Below are 16,317 nucleotides of genomic sequence, written 5' to 3'. Positions count from 1 at the left end.
TCTCCCTCCCCTGGCAGGCTGCCCATCCGCTTGGAAAACCTCCCGCTCCGGTGAAGGTTCCTTGATGCATCCGAAGGGTGCTCCGGTTGGTCAGGCTGCGTCGTCCGATGGTGACGAACCGCCGCCCCGCCTGTTGTCGGTCCATCCCCAACGGACTGTCCGATAACGCAACGAGGGAGAGGACCTGTGGCCAACACCACCAAGGAAACCCTGATCGACTGGCTCCGCGACGCCCATGCCATGGAAAGCCAAGCCGTCGAGATGCTGGAGCGGCAGGCGGAGCGCATCAAGAACTACCCGGACGTCCTCGCCAAGGTGCAGGAGCACATCGAGGTGTCGAACCGGCAGGCCGACCGGCTGAAGCAGTGCCTGCAGCGTCTGGGCACCGACACCTCGGCCATCAAGACCGGCGTCGCCATGCTGATCGGCAACGCCCAGTCGCTGTCCGGTGTCGTGGCGTCCGATGAAATCGTGAAGGCGTCGATCTTCGACTATTCCTTCGAGCATTTCGAGATCGCCAACTACCGCGCCCTAATTTCCGCCGCGGAGCAGGCCGGGGAGCCGGAGATCGCCCGCATGCTCCAGCCGAGCCTGGACGAGGAGCTGGAAATGGCGGCGTGGCTGGAACAGCGCCTGCCGCAGCTCACCAAGACCTATCTGGAACGCCGTGAGACCGCCGGCACCGCCGAGGCGAAGCGCTGATCCCAACACATCCCCAACGCCGCGCCGGGGCATCGTCCCCGGCGCGGTTTCCATCCGTCAATGCAGAGCCAGCACCGACCGCCGGCGAACCGCCGGGCGGGCGCGCCACAGGCTGAGCAGATGGCCCGACAGGGTCATCGCGTCCGACGCCAGCCCGAAGGCCGAGCCGGCAAGAGCGTTGTGGCCGGCTCCGACCACCGTCGAGGACAGGAAGAACAGCCGCATCCGCCCGACCGTGCTCTGCCAGCGCCCAATCGTGCCCAGGACGAAGCCCGCCGCCGACAGGGCGGACATCGGTCCCTGCCACGTCGCCGCCGCGACGGCCAGCGCCGCAGGCACGGTCAGGGCGAACAGGACGCCCAGCCAGCGCGGCCGCCGTTCCGGATAGGCGGCGGCCATCTGCACGAGGCCGAGCGCGCACATCAGCATGCCCGTATGGGCACCCAGAGCGAAGAAGTGGAGGACGAACAGCACGCCGGCTCCGGCCTGCGCGGTCAGGATCGCCCGCCGGTCCTGCAGCAGCGTGGACAGGACGCCCAACGCCAGACCGGCAAGCCCGCTCACCGCGACCAGCGACAGGGACGGCAGGTAGTGCAACAGGAAAACCATGGATAACGCCTTCACCCTTCGAAAAATGCTGCGCCGCAGCAAAAAGCCGCGGCGAAGGGGGCGGACGCTAGGCGCGGATGGTTAACCGGCTGTGAATCGGGGTGTGATCAAGAGTGGGCGCGCCGCCCCGCCGGGCCGATTCGCGATAAGGGCAAAAAGCGTTTAATACCAACGATCTCGCGACCTATGGCCTGACCATGGGCATACCCCTGTGGTCGGGGGCACCCCATGGGCATTTCACCTTTGCGACGTTTCCCTGGAACGGCCGGGCGGTCATTCTTCGCACCGCAAGATGACACGCTCAAAAACACACGCTCTCGACGCCGTGCCTTCCCGAAACGCCGTGCCTGAGACGCCTCTGGAATAAGACGCTCTGGATGAGATGCCCTATGACCCAGCTGACGAAACGGGACGCCGCACGTCTTCCCGCACCACCCACCTGTTGCCATTGCGGGAAACCGTTGCGGGCCGGGGAACCGCATTGGGCCGGCGATGCCGACAATCGCCCCTGGCACTATGGCTGCGCCGAACGGGTCGGCCTGACCATGTCCTGGACGCGGGTGCGCCATCGCCGCGCAATCGTTGCGGGAGTTTGACCGCGCCGCGCTGTTGACCCCTGGCCGAGATCCATCGGCAGGGCTTCCAAAGGGGGAAAGCATGAAGGGGACACCGCAAAGCCTCTGGCTGTCCATGGCCAACCGGTCGGCCAGCCAGGCGATCGGTTTCTGGAGCGGCGTGTTCAACGCCGCCGCCCGGCGCAACCAGACCGCCCTGTTCAACGCCATGACCAAACCGCCCAAGGCGAAGCGCACGGCACGGAAAAAGAAAAGCCGCTGAGGCGAACGCCAGTGAGGCAAACACCAGAAAGCACAAAAGCCGCCCTAGGGCGGCTTTCTTGTGCAGACTGGAAGGAATGGCGCGCCCGAAGAGATTCGAACTCCTGACCCCCAGATTCGTAGTCTGGTGCTCTATCCAGCTGAGCTACGGGCGCATTCCTGTTTGTCTTCCCGGCGGCGGCGGTAACCGTCCGTCGTCGAGGCGCGCAACTTACTCAAAAGGATTCCGGGCTGCAAGACCTTTTTTCGCCTTTTCACGCGGTCGATTGCCCGGCGCTGGGGCTTGCGGTATAAGCGGCGCACGTTTCTTTCGGAGTCCATAGCCGTGCCAGAAGCCGTTCCGTTCAACAAGCACTTCCCGGTGTCGTGGGAGGAGCTTCACCGCAACGCCAAGGCGTTGGCCTGGCGCCTGATCGACAAGGGTCCCTGGAAGGGCATCATCGCCATCACCCGCGGCGGTCTCGTCCCGGCGGCGATCATCGCGCGCGAGCTGGAGCTGCGCATGATCGACACCGTCTGCGTCTCCAGCTACGACCACCAGAACCAGCGCGAGGCGATGGTGCTGAAGGGCGTGGAGGGCGCCAACGCCGGGGAAGGCGAAGGCTGGCTGATCATCGACGATCTGGTCGACACCGGCAAAACCGCGGTGATCGTGCGCAAGATGCTGCCCAAGGCGCATTTCGCCACCGTCTACGCCAAGCCGCTGGGCCGTCCGCTGGTCGACACCTTCATCACCGAGGTGAGCCAGGACACCTGGATTCACTTCCCCTGGGACATCGAGCTGCAATTCTCCCAGCCGATCGCCAAGCAGCACCGCGGCGCTTGAAATTTCCCTCTCCCCTCTGGGGAGAGGGGACGCCATGCCAGTTGACACAAGCCCAACCGTCTTGTGTCAACTCTACAGCAGCCCCGCCGAGCGGTGGCGCGGGTCGAGCGCGTCGCGCAGCCCGTCGCCCAGCAGGTTCAGCCCCAGAACCGTCACCGCGATGGCCGCCCCCGGAAAGATTGCCTGAAGGGGGGCGGTGAACAGGAAGGTCTGGGCGTCGCCCAGCATCTTGCCCCAGGAGGGCGAGGGCGGCTGGATGCCCAGCCCCAGATAACTCAGCGCCGCCTCGTTCAGCACCGCCACGGCGAACAGCACCGTCCCTTGGACGATCACCACCCCGGCGATGTTGGGCAGCACATGCACCAGCGTCACCGACAGCGGCCCCCGCCCCAGCGCCAGCGCGGCGCGCACGAAGTCCCGCCGCCAGACGGCCAGCGCCGCCCCGCGCGCCACCCGCGCGAAGACCGCGGCGTTGAACAGGCCGAGCGCCAGCACGACGTTCACCGCCCCCGCCCCCAGCGCCGCCGTCAGCAGGATCGCGGTCAGCACCGCGGGAAAGGCGAACAGCAGGTCGCCCAGCCGGGCCACCGCCTCGTCCCCCCAGCGCCCCCAGGCCGAGGCGGCCAGCCCCAGCGGCACACCCAGCAGGGCGCCCAGCGCCACCGCCGCCGCCCCGACGGCCAGCGAGTTGCGGGCGCCGACCAGGATCATCGACAGCGCATCCCGCCCGAAATGGTCGGTGCCCAGCCAATGGACCGGCCCCGGCGGGCGCAGCCGGGCGACCACCCGAACCTGCTCCGCCGGAAAGGGCGTCCAGACCAGCGACAGCAGCGCCGCCCCCACCACCAGCGCGGTGAGCAGCCCGCCCAGCAGCAGGCTGACCGGCAGGCGCCGCAGCCGTTTCATGAACCCTGTCATGCCTGCACCCGCGGGCGCGGGTCGATGGCGGCGCAGGCGATGTCGACCAGGGCGTTGACCGCCACCACCGTCACCGCCAGCAGCACGACGACGCTCTGCACCACGATCAGGTCGTGCTGGCCGATGGCCTGATAGAGCAGGCGGCCCAGCCCCGGCAGGGTGAAGACGTTCTCCACCACCACCGCCCCGGCGACGAGGAAGGAGAATTGCAGGCCGAGGATGGTCGCCACCGGAATGAGCGCGTTCGGCAGCACATGGCGCCGCAGGACCACCCGGCGCGGCAGGCCCTTGGCGACCGCCGTGCGCACATACTCCTCGCGCAGCGTGTCGAGCGCTGCGGTTCGGGTGATGCGCGCCAGGATCGCCGCCTCCGGCAGGGCCAGCGCCACGGCGGGCAGCAGCAGCGCCTTCAGCGCCGGCCCCGCCCCGGCCTCCCACCCCGGAAAACCGCCGGCGGAGAACCAGCCCAGCCGCACGGAAAACAGCAGAATCAACAGGATGGCGAACCAGAAGCCGGGCACCGCGATGCCCATCTGCCCGAAGGCCATGACCGCCCAGTCCCCCGCCCGCCCCTGCCGCCCAGCGGCGAACAGGCCGAGCGGAATGGCGATTCCCGCCGAGAGGAGCAGCGCCAGCCCGGCCAGCGGCAGGGTGATGGCCAGCCGGTCGGCGACCAGCCCGGCGACCGGGCGCGCGTAGGTCAGGCTGGTCCCGAAATCCCCATGAAGCATGCCGCCGACCCAGCCGGCGTAGCGGACGGGCCAGGGCCGGTCGAGCCCCATCTGGGCGCGCAGGGCCGCCACCGCCTCGGGCTGCGCGCTGGTGCCCAGCATCACCAGGGCGGGGTCGCCCGGGATCGCCTCCAGCACGGCGAAGACCACCAGCGTGGCCAGCCACGCCGTCAGCGCCAGGGTCAGCAGACGGCGCACCAGAAAGGCGAGCACGCGGGTCAGCCCCCGCTGGGTCCGGCCCGGCCGCGCCGGATCACTTCCACCGGACGCCCGTCACGTCGTTGGCCTGGATCGGGCGGTTGACCCACATGCCCTGCACCGCCGACTTCTGCACAGTGGCCGAAGGCAGCATGAAGAGAAAGCCGTTTACCGCGTCCTCGGCCAGGATACGCTGCTGCTCGCCGTAAAGGGCGTTGCGCTTGGCACTGTCCTGAGTGCGGTCCAGTTCCGCCCCCACGGCGTTGAAGCGCTCGCTGCGGTAGTTGAAGTAGTAGTCGGGGCGCCCGTAGATGTCGATGTCCAGCGGCTCGGTGTGGGCGATCAGGGTCAGGTCGTAATCCTTGCCCTTGAACACCTGCTCCAGCCAGGGCGCCCATTCCATCGGCTCGACCTTCACGCGGATGCCGACCTCGGCCAGCATGGCGGCGATCAGCTCGCCGGAGCGGCGGGCGTAGATCGGCGGCGGCAGACGCAGCGTCGTCTCGAACCCGTCCGGAAGGCCGGCCTCGGCGAGCAGCGCCTTGGTTTTGTCCGGGTCGTAGGGGTAGAGGCCGGTCAGGTCGACATAGCCGGCGCGGTGCGGCGGAAAGTGGCTGCCGATGGCAGCACCATTGCCGAACAGCACCCCATCGATCAGCGTCTTGCGGTCGATGGCGTGGGCCATGGCCCGGCGGACCCGCAGGTCGTCGAAGGGCTTGCGGGCGTTGTTGGTGCCGAGGATCGTCTCCCCCTCCGTCGTGCCGACCATGACGGTGAAGGCCCCGTCGTCGCGGAACTGGGGCAGCGCCTCGTAGGTGTCGAACTGCGGGAAGCTGTCGATGTCGCCGGCCTTCAGCGCGGCGACCTGGGCCGCCGGGTCGCTGATGAAGCGGAAGGTCACGCGCTCCAGCGCCGGCTTCGCCCCGTCATAGTCGGGGTTGCGCACCAGCACCACCCGGTCGCCGGCCACCCAGCGCTCGAACTTGAAGGGGCCGGTGCCGACCGGGGTCTGCTTGTTGGCGCCCGCCGACTCCGGCGCAACGATGGCGGCGTCGCCCGACGCCATGTGGAAGAGGAACAGCCCGTCCGGCCGCGACAGGGTGACCACCACGGTCCGCGCGTCCGGCGCCTCGACCCCGGCAATGGCGGCGAAATAGCCCTTCTGCGCGTTGACCGACTCGGCGCCACGCGCGCGGTCGAGCGAGAACTTGACGTCCGCCGAATCGGCGTCCGTGCCGTCGTGGAACTTCGCTCCCTTGCGCAGGTGGAAGGTGTAGGTCAGCCCGTCCGCTGACACCTCCCATTTTTCGGCGAGGCCCGGCACCACCTTGCCTTCGGCGTCAATGCGGGTCAGCGGCTCGAACAGGTTGGCATAGGTCACCTCGTCGATCGCCGCCGCCGCGCCCGCCGTGGGGTCGAGGTGCGGCGGCTCCAGCCGCATCCCGACCACCAAGTCGGTCCGGAGGGCAGCCTGCGCGAGGACCGGACCGGCGGCCAGCGCACCGGCCAGCCCGAGAACCGCTCCCATGGTGATGGCGAGCGCGGCGCGCCTCTGGCGGTTCGGCATGACGGCTGTTTCCCCCAATCGTTGTCTCGGCGCGGGATGATGCGGTGAAGCCCCGCCCGAGTTCAAGGCCGCAAGCAGGCTTTTCCGCTCGCTTTTCCGCTCAGGCCTCCGCCAGGAAGGCGCCGTACTGGCGGGAAATCGCCTCCACCGCCGTCTCGAACAGCCGCTTGCCATGCTCCGGCGAGGCGAGGCCGGGGGCGGAGCCGATGCGCCCGTCCGGGTGGCGGCGCCGGAAGTCGCGGGCGTCGTAGAAGCCGCCGGGCGACGCGGTCTCCGGGTCCATCGCCGCCGTCTTGATCGACTCGGGATAGGCGTACTGGGTCAGCGAGACCTCGCTGGGCGTGGCGTGGGAGCCCTCCTTGCCGCCGAACAGCTCCCGCGACAGGCGGCCGATCTCCTGGTTCTCCCACCAGTTGACCAGGGTGCAGCGCAGCTCCGGCGCCTGCCGGCCGCGCAGGGCGCGGTTCTCCGCGTAGATCTCGTAGAAGGCGGCGCGGACCGACGCGACGTTGCCGCCATGGCCGTTGACGAAGAAGAAGCGCTCGAACCCATGCTCGGCCAGCGACATCACGTAGTCGCGCAACAGGGCGATCAGGGTGGAGGGCTTCAGCGTCATGGAGCCGGCAAAGTCCATGTGGTGCACGGCCATGCCCACCGGGATGGTCGGCCCGACCATGGCCCCGGTGGCGTCGCCGACGCCGCGGGCCACGACCTCGGCACAGATGGCGTCGGTGCCGATCAGGCCGTTCGGCCCATGCTGCTCGGTGGAGCCGATGGGCATGATGATGCCCTTGGACGTCTTCAGATAGGCCTCGGCCTCGGCCCAGGTGCTGAGAAGAAGTTGCACGGTCCCGGTTCCTTGTTCGGTGTGTTCTCCGCCAAAGATAGGGCAGATCGGTTGGCTTCCCAAAAGTCCGTTGCCGGCGCTCCCGGCTGCGAAGCCGGATCGCGTGGAATTCCCCCTGCGCCATACAGCGTTGAGGTGTACTCCGCTTCGTCCTACAATCACGCGGCATCCGGGGTTGAGCAATTCACCATATCAGCACATCACATCGACCATTCCCACACCACCCGGCCCAACCGGAACCCAAAGGTCAACGACATGGACGCCAAGTCGAAAACCGCCGCAAGCGACGATGACGTACTCGTCGCCTACGCTTCATGGCGATGGCAAATATTTGCTCTGTCATTGCACGTTCTTGCAGCCACTTGGGGGCTTTATCTGTTCAAGGTGTCCGAGATTTTGGCACTCGGTGCATGGTTGGGTGTTATCATAATCATCGTTTCTATCATTGGATCGGCGGAAATCATATCCTTTCTGTTCCACAAGGGGCCGACGATCAAAGCGAACAAAAACGGGTTGTTCATTTATGGACAGACCATGCAGCCGGTGCCCTGGGAGAACATTTCATCCGCCGACCACGGGATGGCGTTGAGCACGCCGGATGTTCCGACCACATACATATTGAAGGTCGCGGAGACCGGCAGGAATCATCTTCGGCCAAGTCTTGCCAGCGCCTACACACGGCGTCATCTGAGGCTCAGCAGCGTCGGCTCCACCGCATCGGGAAAAGACCTTCGGCGCGTTCTGAAGATCCATGTCCCGAATTTGCTTTGGCACATCGCATCGGACACGGCGAACGGGAAAGCCGAATGAACGTCATGCGATCGCACCTCCAGGATATTCCGGGAATCAGAGCATGGATGGATGGCGCAACACGAATTCGCTTTCCTTTCCGTGGGCTCGCGTTGGACTTGCCTTGCTGGTACCGGTTGCCGGCCTGGTCGGGCTGGCCGCCTTTCTTCTTCTCCCGTCCGAGGTGGAAAAGCTACACAAGCGTGCGTCAATCAACGGACCGGTTGACGCAACACTGTTGACGGCGGTCCGATGGGACCGGGTGTGCGCGGTCGGACCCTACTGTGACGGTTGGGGCGGCGATGGATTCTGCAAGCCGTTCGACGAGAGCACTTGGGGACTGGTGTACTTTCACGGCGAAGACGTCGCAGCGGTGAAGACATTTGATTGGGCGCGGATAAGCTACGCCGGTGCCCTTGGACCGGATTCCTGCCTGACTGCGAAGCAGCGGCCAACTCTCCAGACGTCCGGCCGAAACACACTGACTTTGGGTGCAGCAGCGCCATAAGCACACCCGTCGCGCTAGCATGTTTCCGGAAGCTTTCATACACTCGCGTGCATTTCTCAAAGCATGGCGTCTGACATGGTTGCGCGGATCAACACGGTTGCGTTCCAGGGCATCGAGGTTCTGGACATCGACGTTCAGGTGCAGATGTCCGGCGGCATCGTCGCCTTCACCGTGGTCGGCTTGCCCGACAAGGCGGTGGCCGAGAGCCGGGAACGGGTGCGGGCGGCGCTGCACGCGCTCGGCCTCGCCCTGCCGGCCAAGCGAATCACCGTCAACCTCGCTCCGGCGGACGTGCTGAAGGAGGGCAGCCATTTCGACCTGCCCATCGCGCTCGCCCTGCTGACCGTCATGGGCGTGCTGCCCGATCTGGAGATGAGCCGCTATTGCGCGCTGGGCGAACTGGCGCTGGACGGGGCGCTGACCCCGGTTGCCGGAGTGCTGCCGGCGGCGATCAACGCGCTGGCCCACGACCGCGGGCTGATCTGCCCGGAGGCCTGCGGCGGCGAGGCCGCTTGGGCGGGCGAGGGGCTGGACGTGTTGGCGCCCGCCACGCTGCTCGCCCTCATCAACCATTTCCGCGGCCAGCAGGTGCTGACCCGCCCCCGTCCGCGCATCCAGGAGAGCGCCGAGGCACCGCTCGACCTGCGCGACGTGAAGGGCAACGAGACGGCCAAGCGCGCCCTGGAGGTCGCCGCCGCCGGATCACACAATTTGCTGATGATCGGGCCGCCCGGCTCCGGCAAGTCGATGCTGGCGGCGAGGCTGCCGGGCCTGCTGCCGCCGCTCGACCCGGCGGAGGCGTTGGAGGTGTCGATGATCCACAGCGTCGCCGGGCTGCTGGAAGGCGGCCGGCTGCTGCGCCAGCGCCCCTACCGATCGCCGCACCAGTCGGCCAGCCTGCCCGCCCTGGTCGGCGGCGGCTCGCGCGCCAAGCCCGGCGAGATTTCCCTGGCCCACAAGGGCGTGCTGTTCCTGGACGAGTTTCCTGAATTTCCGCGTGGAACCCTGGAGGCGCTGCGCCAGCCGCTGGAAACCGGCAAGGCGGTGGTCAGCCGGGCGAACCACCACGTCACCTACCCAGCGCGGGTGCAGTTGATCGCGGCGATGAACCCCTGCCGCTGCGGCCATCTCGACGACCCGTCGCTGGCCTGCGCCCGCGCGCCGAAATGCGCCGCCGACTACCAGTCGAAGATCAGCGGACCGCTGTTCGACCGCATCGACCTGCACATCGACGTGCCCGCCGTCAGCCCCGCCGACCTCAGCCTGCCGCCGCCCGCCGAGGGCAGCGCCGACGTGGCCGCCCGCGTGGCGCTGGCCCGCGCCGTCCAGGCGGAGCGTTACGCCGGTTTCGGCCCCTTTCCCGAGGGCCGGGCGGTGCGCACCAACGCCGAGGCGGACGGCGAGCTTCTGGAAAAGGCCGCCGCCCCCGACCAACCGGGCCGCGCCCTGCTGACCGAGGCGGCGGAGCGGCTGAAGCTGTCCGCCCGCGGCTATCACCGCGTCATGCGCGTCGCCCGCACGTTGGCCGATCTGGACGGCGGGGGCGGCGTGCGCCGCCCGCACATCGCGGAGGCGCTCGGCTACCGCCGCATCGCCCCCGGACGATGAAGGTTTACTCCGCCGCCACGGCGTTGCCGTGGTTGGAATGATGATTCCGGTTGTGCAGGCAACGGCGCAGGCGGAAGGCGGTGATGATGGCCAGCGCGCCATAGGCGATCAGATAGCTGCCGACACCCAGCGCCACGGCCAGCAGGCCCAGCGACGGCAGGACCCACATGCCGAAGCCGAACAGAACCGACAGGGCGCCGGCCAGGCCCCAGGCCCATTTGCCGTGGGTGCGGTGCATGCGCCACGCCGTCATGATCTTGGCGAAGCCGGTGATGACCGACCAGGCAGCGATCACGAAGATCAGCGCGAACAGGCTCGCCTCCGGCCACAGCAGGGCCACGGCGCCCGCCACCAGACTGACCACGCCGTCGAGGATGAAAGGCAGGCTGCGCTCCTGCGCCTGGGCGGCGCGGACGCCGCCGACGATGGCGAACAGCCCGTCCATCAGCAGGTAGGCCGCGAGCAGAACCGCCAGGGTGGCGACCGTTGCCCCCGGCAGAAGGAAAGCCAGCAGGCCGAGCATCACCGCCGCGGCACCGCGCAACGCCAGCGCCCACCAGTTGCGCGCCAGCAGATCGTTCATACCCTGGACCCGCCGGGCCTCGTGCATCGCCTCCGTTGCCATGTCTCGTCTCCCCTCATCCGTTCGAGTGCATCGGGCGCGGGTGAACGCGTCCGATACATCACGGCAACAGGATCAGGAGGACTTCGTTGCGGCGGCGGGTTGTTGCAGCGGCGGGATTCGCGCGACTTCCGTGCAAATTCGTTGGGCAGGTCAGTTGTTGCGACCGTAGTCGCCCTTGCTGGGTTCGATGAAGTAGAAGAGCTTCGAGTCGAACTGCATGCCCTCGCGCGGGTTCATCAGCGCCACCTCGGTGGTCAGCCCCTGGGCGTCCAGCACCCGCCATTTGCGAAGCTGGAAGGGCCGGTCCTCGAAGACCAGCGTCAGGGTGCCCTTGCCGGGATCCTTGGTCTCGGTCAGGCTGATCTCCACCAGCCCCGGCGCCTGATAGACGCCGGTCACCGTCACGTCCCCGGACAGCCGGATGTTCTTGCGCAGGATGAAGTCGGCCAGCGTGCTGCCGATGGGGGCGCTGGACTGCTGCCGCATCTCCCCGTCCCAATAGAAGATGAAGGCACCGTCGGCGACGACGAAGTCCTTCACCGGCGGGTCGTACTCCAGCCGCATCCGGCCGGGACGCGCGAGGTAGAAGGTGCCGGCGGTCTGATGGCCGTTCGGGGCGACCTGCACGAACTTCGATTGCAGGGTGCCGATGCCGTTCAGGTAGCTTTCCGCCTGGGACACCAGCGTCTGGTCCTGGGCGGACAGGGCGGCGGCGCGTGGCGCGGCCAGGGTCGGCGCGGGAAACGCGCCGGACACGGCAACGGAAGCGGAGAGAGCGGCGGCGGCCAGGATGCGGCGGAACACGGTCTTCATGATGCCTGCTAGGTAACCGGACGTTCCGGGCGGAAATGGGGCGCGGCGGCGGTGGTTCCAAGGATTAAAGCGCATTCGCCACACCGCTGACGGTGCCCCCCACCCTAACCCTCCCCCGCCCAGAGGGAGAGGGACGGGGTGGGGGCAAGCACCTACTCACTCCTCGATGTTGCGGGCCAGGACCTCGCGCTTGCCGGCGTGGTTGGGCTTGCTGACCACGCCTTCGGTCTCCATCCGCTCGATCAGGCGGGCGGCGGAGTTGTAGCCGATGCGGAGCTGCCGCTGGATGAAGCTGGTCGACGCCTTGCGCTCGCGGCAGACCACCGCCACCGCCTTGTCGTAGAGGTCGTCGCCCGACCCGCCGCCGGCTCCCGACCCGTCGTCGAAGGAGGCGCCGTCCTCGTCGTCCTCCTCGGTGATGGCGTCGACGTAGCTGGGCTCGCCCTGCGTCTTGAGGAACTTCACCACCTGCTCGACCTCGCCGTCGGCGACGAAGGGGCCGTGGACGCGGGTGATGCGGCCGCCGCCGGCCATGTAGAGCATGTCGCCCTGGCCGAGAAGCTGCTCCGCCCCCTGCTCGCCGAGGATGGTGCGGCTGTCGATCTTGCTGGTGACCTGGAAGCTGATGCGGGTCGGGAAGTTGGCCTTGATGGTGCCGGTGATGACGTCCACCGACGGGCGCTGCGTCGCCATGATCAGGTGGATGCCGGCGGCCCGCGCCATCTGGGCCAGCCGCTGGATCGCCGCCTCGATGTCCTTGCCGGCGACCAGCATCAGGTCGGCCATCTCGTCCACGATGACCACGATGTAGGGCAGCTCCTTCAGGTCGAGCGGCTGCTCCTCGAAGATCGGCTTGCCGGTGTCGGGATCGAAGCCGGTCTGGACGCGGCGGGTCAGCAGCTCGCCGTCGGCGCGGGCCTCGCGCAGGCGGGCGTTGTAGCCCTCGATGTTGCGCACGCCCAGCTTGGACATGTTGCGGTAGCGGTCCTCCATCTCCCGCACCGTCCATTTCAGGGCGACGACCGCTTTCTTCGGGTCGGTGACGACCGGCGTCAGCAGATGGGGGATGCCCTCATAGACCGACAGCTCCAGCATCTTGGGGTCGATCATGATGAAGCGGCAGCGGTCGGGCGGCAGACGGTAGAGCAGCGACAGGATCATCGTGTTGATCGCCACCGACTTGCCCGAGCCCGTCGTGCCGGCGACCAGCAGATGCGGGAAGCGGGCGAGGTCGGCCACCACCGACTGGCCGCCGATGTCCTTGCCCAGCGCCAGCAGAAGCTTGCCCGCCGTCTTGTCGAAGACGTCGCCGGCCAGCAGCTCGCGCAGCAGCACCGTTTCGCGCTTGGCGTTGGGCAGTTCGATGCCGATGACGTTGCGGCCCGGCACCACGGCGACGCGCACCGACACCGCGCTCATCGAGCGGGCGATGTCGTCGGCCAGGCCGATGACGCGGGACGACTTGGTGCCGGGGGCCGGCTCCAGCTCGTAGAGGGTGACGACCGGGCCGGGATGGACCTTCTGCACCTCGCCGCGCACGCCGAAGTCGGACAGCACGCCTTCCAGCTTCACCGCGTTCTCGCGCAGCGCCGCCTCGTCCACCTTCTCACCGCGCACGCTGGTCGGGACGATCTGGAGCAGGTCGAGCGGCGGCAGCTCGTAGCCGTCCGCCTCCTCCAGATTGAGGGCGGCCTGCTTGGACGGGCGCCCCTGGTCGGCGGCCTTCTTGCCGCCGGTGGGCGGGGTGACCACCGGAACGGCGCGGGTCTTGGCCTCCACGCGCGGTTCGACGCTGATGGAATCGGACAGGCGGCCGCGCGGCGCGGCGCGCAGGGTGATGGCGGCGCTCTCCTCGTCGGGCGCGTCGTCCAGCGTCGGCTCGACGGCCTTCTTGTCCGTGGTGGCGAGGCTGGGCTCCCGGCGCAGCAGGTCGCCGGTCTGGCGGGCGGCGTTGCGGGCGGCCTCCGCGCCCTTGTCGCGCATGAAGGACACACCGGCCCGCGCGCCCCGCCCGAGGCGGGCGAGGCCGGCGGCGGTCTCGCGCAGGCTGGCCGCCCATTCGCGGATCGACAGGCCCATGGCGACGAACAGGATCAGCCCGCCAGCCACGCCGGCCACGGTGCCGACCAGCGGATTGCCGGGGCCGCCGAACAGCAGCTTGCTGACCCCGTCCAGCAGCACGATGCCGAAGCTGCCGCCGGGATGGCCGTTCAGCGGGTCCTCGCCCCCGCCGCCCATCCCGGCCAGGAACATGGCGACCAGAAGCACGCCCCACACCGCCAGCACGCTGCGGAACAGCGGGTGGCGGATGCTCTTCTGCAGGCTGAGCCGCCAGCCCCACATCATCGGCACCAGAGCCAGCAAATAGGCGGCCCAGCCCAGCGACTGGATCAGGACGTCGGCCAGATGGGCGCCGAATCGGCCGAACAGGTTGTGGATGTGGGTGTTCGCCGCCGGAACCGCGTTCCACGAGGGGTCGGCCGGGTTGTAGCTGCCCAGGATGACCATCAGCACCAGACCGACCACGCCCAGCGCGAAGCCCGCCAGCTCGCGCGCCCGCGCCACCACGAAGGCGCGCGTGGCGGGCGAGAAGAAGGGCGGCTTCTCCGGCCGTGCTCCGGCGGGCCGCGCTCCGGCGCTTTTGCCGCTTCCGCTGCGGGGGCTTGCGGGTCGTGCCATGGGCAGAAGGTCCTCAAGAACGTGCTGAACCGGACCCGTCCTTCGGGGCGAAAGACCGGGGTGACGTGAGCCGAAACGGGCGGCCCTTATCCCAGAATGCGGGCGATGGTGGCGCAGGCGTGGGCGACCGTCTCGGCGTCGTTCACCAGCGCGATGCGGATGAAGGGAGCGCCGGGATTGGCCTCGCCGGGGTTGCAGCGGGTCAGATAGGCGCCGGGCAGAACGCGGATGCCGCCCTCCGCCCACAGGCGGCGCGTCGCCTCCTCGCCGTCGCCGACCTCCAGCCACAGGAAGAAGCCGCCGTCCGGCCGGTAGTAGCCGTAGCGCCCCTTCAGCGAAGCCTCCGCCGCGTCGAACTTGGCGCGGTAGAGCGCGCGGTTCTCCTCGACATGCGCCTCGTCCCGCCACAGGGCGGCGCTGGCCGCCAGCACCGGCAGCGGCATTCCGGCGTTGGAGTAGCTGCGCAGGCGGGTGAAGCGGGACATCAGCTCCGGATCGCCGGCCACGAAGCCCGACCGCAGCCCGGCGGCGCTCGACCGCTTGGACAGGGAATGGAAGACCAGGATGTTCGCCCAGGGCTTCCCGTCATGGTTGAGGCCCGACGCCACCTGGAGCGCGCCGACCGGCGGCGTGTCCAGGTAGATCTCGGCGTAGCACTCGTCCACCGCCAGGATGAAGCCGTAGCGCCGCGCCAGCCCGATCGCCCGCTCCAGATAGGCAGCGTCCGCCGCCGCCCCCTGCGGGTTGGCCGGGGTGCAGAGGTAGAACAGCGCCGTGCGCTCCAGCAGCTCCGGCGTCAGCGCGTCGAGGTCGGGCAGAAAGCCGGTTTCGCGGGTGGAGGGCAGGAACACCGGCTCGGCCCCGGCGAGCAGGGCCGCTCCCTCGTAGGGCGCGTAGAAGGGGTTGGGCATCAGCACCGCCGGCTGACGGCCCGCCTTGCTCGGCGGCACGGCCAGCAGGGCCAGCAGGAACAGCGCCTCGCGCGTGCCGGACACCGGCAGGACGGACCTCTCCGCGTCGAACAGACCGTCCGGCAGGGCGTAGCGGCGGGTCAGCCAGGCGCCCACCGCCTCGCGGAACTCCGGCGTGCCGCCGACCGGCGGATACTTGCCCCACAGATGGGCGTTGGCGCGCAGCGTCTCGTCGATGATGGCCGGCGGCTGGTGCTGCGGCTCACCCACCGACATCATGATCGGCTCGGCGTTGGCGCGCGGCGTCACCCCGGACAGCAGGGCCGCCAGCCGGGTGAAGGGGTAGTCGGACAGCCGGTCGAGCCGGTCGTTGACGAGAGCGAAGGTGCCGAGGTCCGGGAGCGACATGCCGCCGAAGATCCTTTCCATGAGGACGGCCCGAAAAGGCCGGGCCGGCCCCGAGGGGCGCGGCCCGTCAGGGGCCTCTGGGGGCCTCTGCCCGATACGAAACGGAAACGATCCTACCGGCGGTGGAGTCCCGGCACAAGGGCACAAAACCGGACAAGGCCCGGTCAAGGGAAAGCATACGCCGCCCGTTCCGGCGGCCTTGACGCCACGGTGGAAAGACTGGCGCGCCCGGCCTCAAGTCACCGGGCAGATCATCGATGCCCTGCGGCAAGAAAAAGCGGACGTGCCGTCGCCCCTTGCGGGAGGGGCCGGGCCGTGACGCCCCGCCCTGTCCGCTTCCTCCAGGACGCCTCAGAGAGCTTCGGTGTTGGTCTCGCCGGTGCGGATGCGCACGGCCTGGGCGATGTCCAGCACGAAGATCTTGCCGTCGCCGATGCGGCCGGTGTTGGCGGCCTTCTGGATCGCCTCGACCACCTGCTCGTACTGGTCGTCGGACACCGCGACCTCGACCTTCACCTTGGGCAGGAAGCTCACGGAATACTCGGCGCCGCGGTAGATCTCGGTCTGACCCTTCTGGCGTCCGAAGCCCTTGACCTCGCTCACCGTCAGGCCCTGAATCCCGAGCGACGTCAGCGCCTCGCGCACTTCGTCGAGCTTGAACGGCTTGATGATGGCCATAACCAGTTTCATGTGGCTTCCCCTTGGGTATGCGTGTTTGCGGGCCCTTGCGGTCGCCCGGTCC

At 68.6% G+C, this 16,317-nt stretch carries 15 protein-coding genes and 1 tRNA gene; 5 read left to right on the top strand and 11 right to left on the bottom strand.

All coding sequences use genetic code 11. From position 1 onward, the window contains the following. Nucleotides 1–186: 186 nt before the first annotated feature. A complete protein-coding gene (locus H0B54_RS07865; RefSeq protein ID WP_014239055.1) occupies nt 187–702 on the top strand; it encodes a YciE/YciF ferroxidase family protein in 516 nt (171 codons plus the stop codon). A gap of 57 nt (nt 703–759) precedes the next feature. Here the strand turns inward: H0B54_RS07865 and H0B54_RS07860 are convergent, their stop codons facing one another. Further along, nucleotides 760–1,311 carry a YgjV family protein gene (locus tag H0B54_RS07860; protein WP_188259878.1) on the bottom strand — a complete coding sequence of 184 codons (552 nt, stop codon included), beginning with the start codon at nt 1,309–1,311 and terminating at the stop codon, nt 760–762. 657 nt (nt 1,312–1,968) lie between these two features. On the opposite strand from H0B54_RS07860, the gene H0B54_RS07855 reads away from it, so the two are divergent. After that, the gene (locus H0B54_RS07855) at nt 1,969–2,148 is read left to right on the top strand and encodes a hypothetical protein (RefSeq protein ID WP_094301293.1); all 180 of its coding nucleotides are present in this window, start codon (nt 1,969–1,971) and stop codon (nt 2,146–2,148) included. Between the two features lie 77 nt (nt 2,149–2,225). Here the strand turns inward: H0B54_RS07855 and H0B54_RS07850 are convergent. Further along, nucleotides 2,226–2,302 (bottom strand) — tRNA-Arg (locus H0B54_RS07850). A 170-nt stretch (nt 2,303–2,472) separates the two neighbouring features. Here H0B54_RS07850 and gpt point away from each other — a divergent pair. Further along, complete coding sequence (gene gpt, locus H0B54_RS07845; RefSeq protein WP_094301294.1) at nt 2,473–2,973, top strand: xanthine phosphoribosyltransferase; 501 nt, start codon at nt 2,473–2,475, stop codon at nt 2,971–2,973. Between the two features lie 72 nt (nt 2,974–3,045). Here the strand turns inward: gpt and H0B54_RS07840 are convergent, their stop codons facing one another. The 4 genes from H0B54_RS07840 to H0B54_RS07825 all read right to left on the bottom strand — a co-directional run bounded on the left by H0B54_RS07840 (nt 3,046) and on the right by H0B54_RS07825 (nt 7,234). Beyond that, the gene (locus H0B54_RS07840) at nt 3,046–3,891 is read right to left on the bottom strand and encodes an ABC transporter permease (RefSeq protein ID WP_246472397.1); all 846 of its coding nucleotides are present in this window, start codon (nt 3,889–3,891) and stop codon (nt 3,046–3,048) included. After that, nucleotides 3,888–4,835 carry an ABC transporter permease subunit gene (locus tag H0B54_RS07835; protein ID WP_188259876.1) on the bottom strand — a complete coding sequence of 316 codons (948 nt, stop codon included), beginning with the start codon at nt 4,833–4,835 and terminating at the stop codon, nt 3,888–3,890. The genes H0B54_RS07840 and H0B54_RS07835 overlap by 4 nt, the downstream gene beginning before the upstream one ends. 40 nt (nt 4,836–4,875) lie before the next feature. Beyond that, nucleotides 4,876–6,387, bottom strand: coding sequence for an ABC transporter substrate-binding protein (locus H0B54_RS07830; RefSeq protein WP_188259875.1), 1,512 nt, complete (start codon nt 6,385–6,387; stop codon nt 4,876–4,878). A 100-nt stretch (nt 6,388–6,487) separates the two neighbouring features. Beyond that, nucleotides 6,488–7,234 carry a creatininase family protein gene (locus tag H0B54_RS07825; protein ID WP_188259874.1) on the bottom strand — a complete coding sequence of 249 codons (747 nt, stop codon included), beginning with the start codon at nt 7,232–7,234 and terminating at the stop codon, nt 6,488–6,490. A gap of 255 nt (nt 7,235–7,489) precedes the next feature. Between H0B54_RS07825 and H0B54_RS07820 the strand changes: the two genes are divergently transcribed. After that, entirely contained in the window at nt 7,490–8,044 is a 555-nt protein-coding gene (locus H0B54_RS07820) for a hypothetical protein (RefSeq protein ID WP_188259873.1), read from the top strand. A gap of 562 nt (nt 8,045–8,606) precedes the next feature. Beyond that, nucleotides 8,607–10,139, top strand: a complete 1,533-nt coding sequence (locus H0B54_RS07815; protein WP_188259872.1) for a YifB family Mg chelatase-like AAA ATPase — start codon at nt 8,607–8,609, stop codon at nt 10,137–10,139. A gap of 4 nt (nt 10,140–10,143) precedes the next feature. Here the strand turns inward: H0B54_RS07815 and H0B54_RS07810 are convergent, their stop codons facing one another. From H0B54_RS07810 to glnK, 5 genes are all read right to left on the bottom strand, one after another. After that, nucleotides 10,144–10,764: an HdeD family acid-resistance protein gene (locus H0B54_RS07810; RefSeq protein WP_188259871.1), complete on the bottom strand. Its 621-nt coding sequence runs from the start codon at nt 10,762–10,764 to the stop codon at nt 10,144–10,146. 150 nt (nt 10,765–10,914) lie between these two features. After that, nucleotides 10,915–11,577 (bottom strand): LolA family protein, encoded by a 663-nt coding sequence (locus H0B54_RS07805; RefSeq protein ID WP_188259870.1) that lies wholly within the window; start codon nt 11,575–11,577, stop codon nt 10,915–10,917. A gap of 156 nt (nt 11,578–11,733) precedes the next feature. Next, nucleotides 11,734–14,256, bottom strand: coding sequence for a DNA translocase FtsK (locus H0B54_RS07800; RefSeq protein WP_188259869.1), 2,523 nt, complete (start codon nt 14,254–14,256; stop codon nt 11,734–11,736). Nucleotides 14,257–14,342: 86 nt separating this feature from the next. After that, the gene (locus tag H0B54_RS07795; protein ID WP_246472396.1) at nt 14,343–15,575 is read right to left on the bottom strand and encodes an aminotransferase class I/II-fold pyridoxal phosphate-dependent enzyme; all 1,233 of its coding nucleotides are present in this window, start codon (nt 15,573–15,575) and stop codon (nt 14,343–14,345) included. Between the two features lie 351 nt (nt 15,576–15,926). After that, nucleotides 15,927–16,265 carry a P-II family nitrogen regulator gene (gene glnK / locus H0B54_RS07790; RefSeq protein WP_035670687.1) on the bottom strand — a complete coding sequence of 113 codons (339 nt, stop codon included), beginning with the start codon at nt 16,263–16,265 and terminating at the stop codon, nt 15,927–15,929. Nucleotides 16,266–16,317: the final 52 nt, after the last annotated feature.

Origin of the sequence: Azospirillum tabaci (assembly GCF_014596085.1) — a bacterium.
Lineage (GTDB): Bacteria > Pseudomonadota > Alphaproteobacteria > Azospirillales > Azospirillaceae > Azospirillum > Azospirillum tabaci.
Note: the sequence above shows the minus strand (reverse complement) of the source record. Positions and strands in the feature narration are given on the sequence as shown.